The 12143-nt window shown below is 63.4% G+C and carries 9 protein-coding genes; 8 read left to right on the top strand and 1 reads right to left on the bottom strand.

Annotated elements, in window-relative coordinates; translation table 11 throughout:
• Positions 1-3: 3 nt before the first annotated feature.
• Entirely contained in the window at positions 4-990 is a 987-nt protein-coding gene (locus NFR93_RS06215) for an aldo/keto reductase (RefSeq protein ID WP_251450906.1), read from the top strand.
• Between the two features lie 52 nt (positions 991-1042).
• Complete coding sequence (locus NFR93_RS06210) at positions 1043-1915, top strand: aldo/keto reductase (RefSeq protein ID WP_251450904.1); 873 nt, start codon at positions 1043-1045, stop codon at positions 1913-1915.
• Between the two features lie 141 nt (positions 1916-2056).
• On the opposite strand, the gene NFR93_RS06205 is transcribed toward NFR93_RS06210, so the two are convergent.
• Positions 2057-2608, bottom strand: a complete 552-nt coding sequence (locus tag NFR93_RS06205; RefSeq protein ID WP_285814544.1) for a GNAT family N-acetyltransferase — start codon at positions 2606-2608, stop codon at positions 2057-2059.
• 598 nt (positions 2609-3206) lie between these two features.
• Between NFR93_RS06205 and NFR93_RS06200 the strand changes: the two genes are divergently transcribed.
• The 6 genes from NFR93_RS06200 to NFR93_RS06175 all read left to right on the top strand — a co-directional run bounded on the left by NFR93_RS06200 (position 3207) and on the right by NFR93_RS06175 (position 12105).
• Entirely contained in the window at positions 3207-4916 is a 1710-nt protein-coding gene (locus NFR93_RS06200) for a DUF349 domain-containing protein (protein ID WP_251450902.1), read from the top strand.
• A gap of 587 nt (positions 4917-5503) precedes the next feature.
• Positions 5504-6559 (top strand): hypothetical protein, encoded by a 1056-nt coding sequence (locus tag NFR93_RS06195; protein ID WP_251450900.1) that lies wholly within the window; start codon positions 5504-5506, stop codon positions 6557-6559.
• A 593-nt stretch (positions 6560-7152) separates the two neighbouring features.
• Positions 7153-7965, top strand: coding sequence for a hypothetical protein (locus tag NFR93_RS06190; protein WP_251450898.1), 813 nt, complete (start codon positions 7153-7155; stop codon positions 7963-7965).
• 317 nt (positions 7966-8282) lie between these two features.
• Positions 8283-10436 (top strand): exonuclease domain-containing protein, encoded by a 2154-nt coding sequence (locus tag NFR93_RS06185; protein WP_251450896.1) that lies wholly within the window; start codon positions 8283-8285, stop codon positions 10434-10436.
• Positions 10437-10573: 137 nt separating this feature from the next.
• On the top strand, positions 10574-10981 hold the full coding sequence (locus tag NFR93_RS06180; protein ID WP_251450895.1) for a hypothetical protein: 408 nt from the start codon (positions 10574-10576) through the stop codon (positions 10979-10981).
• Positions 10978-12105 (top strand): hypothetical protein, encoded by a 1128-nt coding sequence (locus NFR93_RS06175; protein WP_251450893.1) that lies wholly within the window; start codon positions 10978-10980, stop codon positions 12103-12105. Before NFR93_RS06180 ends, NFR93_RS06175 begins: the two co-directional genes overlap by 4 nt.
• Positions 12106-12143: the final 38 nt, after the last annotated feature.

The raw sequence follows: 12143 nt of genomic DNA, 5'->3' as shown, positions 1-12143 counted from the left end.
GCGATGCATACGAGGACTCTGGGTCAGGGGCTGCAGGTCTCGGCGATCGGGTTGGGCGCGATGGGCATGTCGATGTCGTACGGTCCGAACCCGGGTGACCGCGACGACATGATCGGCGTGCTGCGATACGCGGTTGATCAGGGTGTGACGTTCATCGACACCGCGGAGGTGTACGGCCCGTACGTCAACGAGGAGCTCGTGGGGGAGGCGATCGCTCCGATCCGCGACCAGGTCGTGGTCGCCACGAAGTTCGGGTGGGACATCGCAGACGGCCAGATGCGGGGCACCGACTCCCGTCCCGAGCAGATCCGCCGCGTCGCCGACGCGTCGCTGCGGCGGCTGGGGGTGGAGGCGATCGATCTCTTCTACCAGCACCGGGTGGACCCTGCTGTTCCGATCGAGGATGTCGCCGGCGCGGTCGGCGAGCTTGTCGCGGCAGGCAAGGTGAAGCACTTCGGGCTGTCCGAGGCCGGTCCCGGCACCATCCGTCGCGCGCACGCGGTGTTCCCGGTGACCGCGGTGCAGAGCGAGTACTCGCTCTGGACTCGCGACCCCGAAAACGGTGTTCTGCAAGCGTGCGACGAGCTCGGCATCGGCTTCGTGCCGTTCAGCCCTCTCGGGAAGGGCTTCTTCACCGGCACCCTAACCCCGGATGCCACCTTCGCGCCCGGCGAGATCCGCGCACGTGTGCCGCGGTTCGAGGCGGAGAATCTGGCCGCCAACCAGGCGCTCATCGACCATGTCACCGCCCTCTCCGCCACCCGGGGTGCCACCCCCGGCCAGGTCGCGCTCGCGTGGCTGCTCGCTCAGCGCCCCTACGTGGTCCCGATCCCCGGCACCCGACGGCGCGAGCGGATCGACGAGAACGCCGCCGCGACGAGCGTCGGTCTGTCCGCCGACGACCTCGCCGACCTGAACGCCATCATCGACCGGCTGGGCGTCGCCGGCAACCGCTACGACGACTCCGGCATGGCCATGGTCGGACGATGACCGGGAACGACACCGTGCCGCCAGGCGCCATCACCACTCAGGAGGCATCTTCATGGAACTGACACTCAACAACGGCATCCGGATGCCCGCCCTGGGTTTCGGAGTATTCCAAACCCCGCCCGACGAGACCATCGGGGCGGTGCAGACCGCGCTGGAGGCCGGGTACCGGCACATCGACACCGCCGCCGCGTACGGCAACGAACGCGAAGTCGGCGAAGCCCTGCGACGGTCGGGGCTCGACCGTGGCGACGTGTTCATCGAGACCAAGGTCTGGATCAGCGACTTCGGGTACGACCAGACCCTGCACGCGTTCGACAAAAGCGCCGGCAAGCTCGGCGTCGACACCCTCGACCTGTTCATCCTGCACCAGGCGCTCCCCTCCCGATTCGACCTCACGATCGACGCCTACAAGGCTCTCGAGACACTCCTCGCCGACGGACGCGTCCGCGCGATCGGGGTCAGCAACTTCATGTCCGATCACCTCGCCGCGCTCCTCGAGCATTCCGGCGTCGTGCCCGCGGTGAATCAGATCGAAGTGCATCCCTACTTCGCACAGCGCGACGTGCAGGACGCGGATGCCGCTGCAGGGATCCTCACCCAGGCATGGTCCCCGATCGGCGGGATCACCGCCTACCGCGAGGGCGGAGCCAACGCCCTTCAGGACCCCACCATCGCCCGAATCGGGGCGGCTCACGGCAAGACGCCTGCGCAGGTCATGCTGCGTTGGCACCTGCAGCAGGGCCGCTCCGCGATCCCCAAGTCGGTTCGACCCGATCGCATCCGCGAGAACTACACCGTGTTCGATTTCGCTCTCACCGAGGCAGAACTCGCAGCGATCGACGCGCTCGACACCGGCATCCGTCGCGGCCCCGAACCCAACCAGATCACACTCGAAACCTACGGACGGGAGATTCCCGAAGCATGACCGCGACCCAGTCAGACGGAACACGCGCGATGACGAGTCCGCTGGCCAAACAGACCACCATGCGCGTTCACCCGCGATAGGCCCGAGCGCGATCGTCATCGCGTCGTCCGCGGACATGGTGTGGGCCACGTCGGCACGGGCTCAGCCCGCGAGGACAAGGTCCTTTCGGTAGAAGAGCGAGTCCCCGTGCTCGGCATCGGACTGGACGCGCGATGTCTGAACGAAGTCGAGCTTCGCCATGACACGTCGCGAGGGTGCGTTCCACTCACGGACCGTCGCCCACAGTCGGGTGTACCCGAGCGACCCGGCCCAGGCGATGATCTCTCTCCCGGCCTCGGTCGCCAGCCCCTGTCCCCACTCCTTGCGGAGGAACTCGTATGCGAGCTCGGGCTCGCCATCCTGGCCGTGGACGTTCGCGATGAGACCGCAGTAGCCGATCGCCTCGCCGCTGTCCTTGCGGACGGCAGCCAGCAGGCCCAAGGAAGCTGACCGGTCGTCACGCCGGATCCGGTCTTCAAGGTCCTCGATGCTCGGGCGGCCGTCGGATGAGATTCGGCGGTGCGGGGGAACACGAGCGTCACGCTCCATCCACAACTGCCGTTGCATGGCGGCGTCGGCTGGCAACCACCGACGCAGCACCAGCCGGTCTGTCTCGAGCACCGTCGTCCCAGACGGCACCCTCGGAGAAGTCATGCCGCCCATGGTGCCCCATCGGGCTTTCGGACGCACGGAGACCTGTGCCGTTTCGGCTACGTCCGAAGTGGCATTGAGTCGCGATCCCTTGGAAACAGGGGTTCGCAGGAGCGGAGGATAGGGGATTCGAACTCTCATTTTCTGAGGCACGAATGGGCCGTTTTGCCGCGTAATTCCGCCGTTCTCAGCTCCCGCGCTCGCGGCACAGTTGCATGAATCTGCCTTCGAAAACACGGCGTGTCGCGAGTAAATGTGCCTTAACTGTGCCACGAGCGGGTGGAGCCTCCGGCGCCGGGTATCACTCTTCCCGCGACGGCAAGGGGCCAGGGCGGTGCTGTGAGCCGCGTCCGGTGACAGTGTCTAGCAGGCCACGCGGGACCCCGCGTCGGGTCTCGCTGGGGATCCGTAAACGCGCATTGCCCGCGAACGGGACCCATCCGTGCGTCATGTGAGCTCCTATCCGGCCGCCGTCTCGATTCCGTTGTGCACGACGGATCGGAGGACCACGGTGGACGCCGCGACATGATCGCGTCGCGCGGACGTACGCATCTGTGACGCAACAGTTGACGACTTCGCTTTTCGTCGCCACGATCTGCTCATGGGGAATGGGGAACGCGATCCAGCTGACGTAAATGATGCTTCGGGAAAACTGATCTGGGGATTCGACGAACACGGGCAGCGGGTGACTCATAAGACCTCATCTCGTCCACGAGAAGGGTTCGTCGCGCCCGGACATGTGAGCAGCAAGACGGTCGACGAAGACCATGCGCACTATTACGAACGCCGCGAGGATGGCCAGCCGGGACATCACGACATGCGCCGAGGGCCGCGTCTATACCCGGGCGTAGAAGACGACTGGCAGGCGAACGCCGCGGCGTTCCAGAGGATCGTGAGCGAGGCTCGTGCCTTGGGGTCGTCGACGGACTGGCGATCGACAAACGCACGGCTCCGCGAACTACGCGAACAGATGAAGAACGTCGGTCCGGTGAAGTCTCGCGCGGAGAAGGATGGCTACTGGGATTCCTTCAACGCGGCGCAGAGCCAATTCCGTGATGCACAGACGCGTCACCGTGAGGAACGAGAGCGCAATGAAGCTATCGGGCAACGTGAGAAGGAGCGCATCGTCTCGCGTGCCGAGGACCTTGCTACGTCGAGCGACGTCCGTGCTGCGAGCCAGGAGATGCGGCAACTCGGCGACCAATGGAAGGCGGCTCCGCGAGCGTCGCGCGAAGTCGAGGATCGTCTCTGGAAGCGGTTCAACGACGCAAGGACTCGACTCAGAACCAAGAGTGACGATGAGAGACGGCAGCGCGAGTATGCACAGGGTCAGGCCAAGGCTGCGAAGGAGCGGATTGTCTCGCGCGCGATGGGTCTCGTTCACTCGTCCGACCTGCGCGAGGCTAGCCAGCAGATGCGGGCTCTGACCGAGGAGTGGAAGAAGGCTGGTCGAGCGTCCCGAGATGACGAGGATCGCCTGTGGCGTGACTTCTCGAAAGCGAAGGATGCTCTGTTTGCCAAGTCGAAAGCGGAACGAGACAAGCGCGACCGCGACGCTGCTCAAGCGAAAGCCACGAAGGAGCGGATTGTCTCGCGCGCGATGGGTCTCGTTCACTCGTCCGACCTCCGCGAGGCTAGCCAGCAGATGCGGGCTCTGACCGAGGAGTGGAAGAAGGCTGGTCGAGCGTCCCGAGATGACGAGGATCGCCTGTGGCGTGACTTCTCGAAAGCGAAGGATGCTCTGTTTGCCAAGTCGAAAGCGGAACGAGACAAGCGCGACCGCGAGGCCGCTCAAGCCAAGAGCGCCAAGGAGAGTCTGATCGCGCAGATGCGAGCGCTGGGAAGCACGTCGGACTTCAAGAGCGCTCGCGACCAGGCGCGTGCGCTCTCAGACGCGTTCTTCGCGGCGGGCTCAGCAGGAAGGGAAGACAACCAGCGCCTCAAGGAGCAGTTCGCGTCGGCGAAGCAAGCGCTATTTGACGCGATCAACCGTGACCGAGAACGCAAGCAAGCCGAGTGGCAGCAGCGCAAACGGGAGAAGATCCAGAACGTGGAGGAAGCGATTCGACGCACCAACGAGTCGATCTGGCGGACCGACGACGCGATTCGAAGCTCATACTCGCGACTCCAGCAGCAAAGCACGCGACCCCAGCCGTCCTTTACTCACCCGCACTACTGGGACATTGTCCGCAGACAGTCTGAAGCGCGCGACCGGATCGAATCGAAGATTCGCAGTATGGAGATGAAGCGCTCGTCGCTGCAGCAGAAACTGATCTCCCTGAGTCAACGACGCGACGAGCTTCTGCGGTAGCCGACGGCAGCGAACCGCGTCCTTATCTCACAGATGTCGGCGGCGACTCGAAGGCTCTGGGGTTATCGCAATCGTCGTGTCGGATCGCTAAACGAGCACTGCCCTCTGAGCGAACCTTGACGTCCGTCATCGATCCGCGCACGCGCAGTCGACGCCAGAGGACCGATGCGCGCTGGGACGAGGCGCGCCCGCCGCCAGATGCCGACATCGCACACGAAAGCTATGTGAGCCGCATCCGATAGATTGCGACAAGTGATGACTGGTTGTCTAGCGCGCGATACGCCGCTCATTCGAGCCTGGGAGGCAGCTTGGCCATCTATGTGACGACGGACACTCCTCTCAATATCGGGCCGAGCGACCCGCGAGTGCAAGATCTTTGAGAAGGACGTCGCGAACTTCGTGGCGCGCCTCGACTCATCGAACAACTCCGTCCACCCGTAATCACTTGGCAGCAAAAAGAGCCCCACGAAGCTCGACGTCGCCGCAACGAATGCGAGGGAGTCGCACCCGTTCAAGTGGATATGGCGTCGTGTGCTAAGGGCGAGGCAGCGGTGAAGGAACCGGGATGAGTCCCATAGCGTAGTGCCATGTCAGCGGATCGGAACGTCAGAGCAACGTCGTGGATTGCCGCTGTGGCGGCGGTCGCTGTCGTGCTCCTAACTGCGATGAGCCGCTCCAGGACCGACTCTGCTTTGACGACCGGACCGCGGGCCAAAGGCACGACAGCAACAGCCGTTGAGAGGGCGTCTCTGCAATCGGACGTAGGAGCGTCGGCCCCGAAAGACGGCTTCGAAACTCAAGACCGTCTACCGAGAATGTTCCCTTGGCTCTCGCTTGGATGTGCTGTCGTGCTCACCCTTGTCGGTTTGGGCGTTCTGGCTGTCCCAGCGTGGCCGGCCGCATCGCCGGCCAGCGCTGTGACTCCCATTACCGTATCGCTCGACGGCGATTACACGTCTGCCCAAGTTGCATATCTCTCCGGGGTGCCCTGGGTCAGCCAAGGAAGCGGCGTTACGTACACGGACGAACTCAGAGTCAACGTCGTAGGTGCCGCTGAGCTCGTGGAAGTGACCGTAACGCTCGGTCCTGAGGCGCGTCCGTTCCTAAAGAACTTCAAACGGGGTGTCACCTTTGCACCGGATGGAACAGCAACGCTCACGAGGGCTCTCTCGACGGCTGTCGAAGGTCAGCACAACCTGGCTGTTTTCGACATCGAGCCGCAGTTCTCCCGTGCCCGCGAGTTCGGGCAGATACGAGTTCAGATACCTGCGATCGATGTGGAGGCGACGAGGGTGGGTTGTCCTCGATACGCGATCTTCGCCGATCAGTCAGCAAGTTGGGAAGCGCCGGTTGGGGATTTGAACAATACGCCCGTCAACTCCGCCTGGTTCAGCTTCACCACGTCCGAGGAGAAACGGTTGGATGCCCTACCGTGCTTGGCCCGAACGGTAGTCGGACAGTCCGAGAATGCAGCGGCCTTCACCACGATGGAGCGAGTCATTCCAATTGAGGGTGAGCGGATTACCGGCGGTAGGCTCAACACAATCGGCGGGATCCTGCTGGGCGCGGGTCTCGGTTTCCTCGCAGCGGTATTCGGCTATTTTGACGTTCGGCGTCGGAGCGATCGCCCGACCCGGATCTAAAGCATTTCGTGCCGCGTCGACCAGTTCCTCTTGCATGCCGGGCTACTCACTCCGATGTGTCTCCAGGAATTTGCTACGCCGGCAGCGGTCCTCCAGCGGTGCCAATGTGGTCCCGATGTATAACCGGGAATCAGTGATCCGCATTCGTCCAGCGCGCGGATTGGGTGGCTCCCGGTCGGTCGCGAACGCGCGGTTGGCATGGCAGTGGAACGGGCTAACAGCCGCCCGCGACCGCCCCCATGCGCGGGGTGCGCGAATAGGGATCCCTGTACGCAGCTGTGCCCCAATAGGGGGACAGCTGCGTACGTTTGGTCAGAGAGCCAACGCTAATGCGATTGGCCTGCTGAGACTCAGTCGGAAACTCAAGCTGGGAGTGCTTGCGGGCATCGCCCAGGAGTACCCGGGACGCGAAGACTCTGATGCCTCGACCGATCGTCTCGGATGCGGTGGGAGGGCGGGATCGACCGCACCGACCGGTCCTCGCGCGACGTTACGATCTGATTATGACGGGAGCTAGTTCGACGGGCACACCCCAAAGCCGTGCAGCGCAAGGGAAGGCACTTCGGCACGCCAGGAGGACGGCGCGGATATTTATGGCCGCGATTCTCGTTATCTTTCCGCTCCTGTGCGTTCTACTGGTGAACAACGTCCCGACCGTCGAACTTCTCTTCGCAGTTCTTGGCGCCGAGGCTCTTCTCGCTTTCGTTCTGTTCTTGGCGGCGCGTACATGGCATCAGTGGCGGAGCAGCTGGGGTCTGCTGGCAGCGGCTGCCGTAGCCGTACTATTGCCCCCTTTGTTTATTGACGCGACCAAGAGCACGTTTCTGTCGAGCCAGACCCTGATGCGCATAAACCTTCTCCTGATATGGGCTGTTGTTGCGATCACTGCCTGGACGCTACTGGACCGCTGGCGCCGCAGAGCAGTAGCAACGGACCGGGGCACCTTCGTTGCGGTCGCTATCGGCGTTGTCGCAGCAGTCATTGCAATTGGTCCGCCGCTTCCGGCAATGGCGACGGTGGGGAGCGCAGAGGATTTCGTCATGACCTATCGCGTGAAATGCGACCGTGTCACGACCATCATGGATGATCGCTTGTTCGAGCTAGAAACGGGCGTCGGCACCCGCTACGTTGGCAAGATCGACGCCAATACGGTGACCTTTTCCGATGTGCCGAGCCACGTGATGTTCCGAGTGCAGATCTATAACACGACTGAGTACACCGTTAAGCTCAACGGCGAAGTGATGGATTCGGCTAGACCGATTCTCGACGCTGGCAACACCGGTTGGATCGATCGGAGTCTCGGTCAGGGCTATGGTTCTATCCTGTCCGAGCTTCTGACGGCCGGGATCGTTCAATCGAAAGGTGTGACACTAGCGTTCGAGGAGAAGTGCCCGGACATTTCTTGAACCAGCACAGTCACTCGCTAGTCCGGCTTCCGAGATCCTGACAGATCGGACTGTACAGCCTGGCGCCCGTCGCAAACCCAACCGAAACGGCTGCCGCCCGTCCGCTGACCAACGATCCACATACGCGCATTGCGCGATAGCGAGGCAATTGCGCGCATCGATTCGGCGACGGGCGGTAAGTCGTGTCTCCGCGCGGCGCCGTAGCACCCGGGCTATAACGAGGAGCGTCGCCGGCATCAGGCAGGATGTGAGCAGGCCCGAACTCACTCTGGGTCTCCGTCTGGGGGCGGAAGTGGACTGAGATCGGATGAGGACGTATGGGGTTGTTCGACTGGTTGTTCGGCAAGCGGGAGACATCTGGGGCTACTACCAGCGCGCCCGCGCGGCTGGCGGATCCACCGCAGAATGGTGTGCCGCATTTCGCGATTATCGATGTGGAGACGACCGGGCTCTCGCCTCGCCAGGACCGCATCGTTGAGCTCGCGGTGGTCCGCGTGGACAGCGAGGGCCAGGTTGTCGATGAGTGGTCGACGCGGTTCAATCCGGAAGGTCCTGTCGGTGCGACCCACATCCACGGCATCACCCACAACGACGTCGCCGGTGCGCCTGTCTTTCGTGACGTCGCGCCGCACCTGATTCCCTTCGTCGCAGGCGTGCCGATCGCGGCGCATAACGCCAACTTCGACCTTGCGTTCCTGCGTGCGGAATTTCAACGAGCGGGCTGGGATGCGCCGTGGCTTCCGGCGTTCTGCACGCTGGACGGCAGTCGCGACTATCTTCCCGAGTTGGATCGGCGCCGGCTGGCCGATTGTTGCTGGGCGGCGGGGGTCCCTCTTGAGCATGCCCACTCCGCGCTGGGCGACGCACGTGCGACGGCCGGGCTGCTTCGCTTCTACCTCACCCAGACAGGTCGCCGTCAGAGCCAAGCGCTGATCGCGCTCCGCAACGAAGCCCGTGGCGTCACGTGGCCTGCTGGTCCCTCACGCGCCCCCGACACAGCCTTGTTTGACCGGTCCGACAGTTCGCGGGATCGTCCGAAAAGGATCACTCCTGCCAAACCAAAGCATCCGCCTCTACTGCGGCAGATGACCGCTGTCAGTCTTCTCGAGGCTGTGGAGGAGGGTGCGCCGGAGGGCACGCTTGCGTACCTCGAGACCCTTCTCGACGCGCTTGAAGACGGTGAAATCAGCGACGAGGAAGCCGGCGATCTGGGTGAGCTGATCGGTGTCTACCGACTCACCGATTCCGACCTCCGCGCGGCCCACCGGGCATTCATCCTTGCGCTCGCCCATAAGGCGGTCGACGACGGCCACGTCTCCGCAGACGAGCGCGAGGAGCTGCATACCCTGTGTGATGCGCTCGACGTGCCTCGTGCAACCGTGAATGAGTTGATCGCGCACGCGTCTTCGGCGCGTGCCGCGAGAATGAGCGCTGGGCTACGCCCTCTCCCCGATGACTGGAGCTTCGGGGTGCCTCTGCGAGTTGGCGACAAGGTCGCCTTCACCGGTTGCGACGACCGGCAGCGGGACCGATTGGAACGTCGCGCCACCGAACTCGGCGTTCGCGTCATGAACAACGTGTCCAGGCTCACATCCATGCTCGTCACGGACGGGAGCATGGACGGCACGAAACTCGCCAAGGCCCGAGAAGTCGGGACGCGAATCGTTCACCCCGACACCTTCGAAACCCTCCTCGCACACCTTCAGCCCGCAGCCCCCGCCGAAGACCGCCCGCGGACCACCGCGCCAACTCGACCTGCTGGCACCGCAGCCGGGACGCCCTCGCGCAAGACGGAACGATCAACGAGCGCGGCATCTCCCAGTGTCGTGCGCACCTGGGCACTCGCCAACGGGTTCCCCGTAGGTGTCCGCGGCCGGATCTCCAGTGAGATCTGGGACGCCTTCGCAGCAGCCCACGCCACGGACACCACCCCTGTGAACGACAATCGCATAGACGCGCGGATCGACGCGTTCGAGTTCCAGGGCGAGCCCATGGCACCTTTCGGTGAATGGGCGTACGCACCTATCGTCCCAACTCAGGCGATGGGACTCACCGGTGGCGACGACATGCAACTTAGTCGCACACGCGAGTACCAGGCGAAGGTGCGGGACGCTCTCAACAAGTGGGAGGAGGCCGAAGACGGGGAGCTCATGGCCCTACTCGTCGCCGAACCCCACCACCCACTCATCGTCCACGCAGTGCGAGCAGATCTCTTGGTAGGTCGCGAACGCACCATCGCGGGATACCTCCCGGAACCTCAGTCAGCGATCTTCCACGAGTTGGTCAAGTCAGCGATGGACATCGGCGCGATTCCCCTCATGAAGGTCTATGCATCTGGAGGAACAGTCGAGCAGCCAGAACTCGACCTTCGGCTCATTCATCTCACCGACGACCCCGAGACTCCGTCCGTCACCGACGAAATAATCGCCCGCACAAACGAGAGACGCGCAAGCGAACTCGACAGGGCGTAAGCAAGCGCTGATCTTGGGCATGTGCCGAACGCGACGCGTTCGATGTCACAATCTGTGATGCCTGATGCGATGGCCCCTGCACGCGGCTCGGCCACCTCCTTCGATCAGATGTCGGCGAGGCCGGATAGGTTCGGCGCGTGGGGCAGTCGAAGGATCAGCAGATCAAGACCGTCGTCGTGGGCATGGCGCTTGGCGTGCTCGCCCAGGATGTCGATGCTGTCACCAGCGCGAAGATGAAGCTTGAGTTCGCTTTCAATCACGCGTGGAGGCGATGGTCAAAGGCGCTCCACTTCCCGAGCATCAAAGGTCACGACCCTGGCAACCTGTTCTGGATTGGGCTGGGCAAGTCCGAGAGGCGTCAGGGCGTGTGCGCTGCGTGGGCGAGTGGCCGCTGGTGTCAGCCGTACGTCACGTATGAAAGTTGGACCGTCGATGAGGCGCTCGACCTGATTGCAGACTCCCGCGTCACGGCCGAGGACTGGATCGAACTTGGCAGGCTCTTCGTTGAGGGCTTCAGGCCCGAGGAAGTGCGTCGATCCGAATGAGCGCGCACCCGGCCTACCTGACGTTCGAGCTCGCCGAGCGATCCGACGGCTTCAACTATGACTACCGGATGCGGTGCGCGTGCGGCGAGACGTCCGCGCTCGCGGCCGACGACTATCTCGCGGAGGCACGGAGCGCGCGGATGAACTGCGCGCATTGTGGCAGGGAGATCCACTTCGGTCGGGCCGTAGCCGCGCTGCGGGAGGAGAACGACCCGGCGCTCCAGGACAATCTCGTCTCTACTTTCGCCTGGTATCACACCAGCACGTCACCCGATTGGCCCTCGCCGGACTATGCGGCCCAGTTCGAGAATCAGCTGAAGTGGGTCGAACGCGATTTTGGCATCAGCCGAGACAACTACCTCGCGCGGCAAACGTCCAAGGCGTTGCATGTCGGAACATACGAGGCCGGGATCGAAAACATGCTTCGCCGCATGGAGTACCAGAACGACGGTACGAAGCAGTTCTACCTTTACCGCGTCGCCCTTAGGCTCACGCCGGGGCGCATTAGCGCCGGCTACCGCGACGAGAATCACGCTGTCGCGTCGGACATCAGCGTGGCGGAGATCAGTGATGCCGGACTCGATGCAGTTCGCTATCTCAACGTGCATGAAGCCATGGGTACGTTGTCTCTCGCCGTGGTGCCGAGCGCCATCGCCGCAGTGCAGTGCATCCCCATCCCCATCGCCACGTCAGAAGTGATCACCGATGATCAGCCGGCGGCGGTGCGAGCAACCGTCGAAGACGTGAGGAACGCCACCCGCAAGCTTCGTACCGCCGAGGAGGCGCTCTCCTCGATCGAACCTCGCGTCCAACGGATGATGGTTCTTGGAATGCGACCTGATCCGGACGGCGCTGCCAAACGAATCGGCAAGCTCGAGCAGAAGTACTACCGGACCTGGCACGACCTTCAGGAGCGGCTAGCGACCGAGTACCTGCCCAATGTCTCTGCCGTCATTCGCCGAGACTTCAACGATGCCGTCGCGGGGTGGCGTGACGAAAACGCGGAAGTCTTCGTACAGCGGTACCGGCCGCTCGCTTCGCTGTTGGAACGCCCGTCCGAGGCGATCGCGGAGGTGTCGACCCAGGCGTGGAGGTTCGTGGGAGGCGCGCAAGCCTCGCTGTAGTCGTCAGCCCGAATGAGTGATGCACTGGACTCCGCTAG

This window comes from Microbacterium sp. Marseille-Q6648, assembly GCF_943181415.1.
Lineage (GTDB): Bacteria > Actinomycetota > Actinomycetes > Actinomycetales > Microbacteriaceae > Microbacterium.
This window is presented reverse-complemented; position numbering and strand designations above follow the sequence as displayed.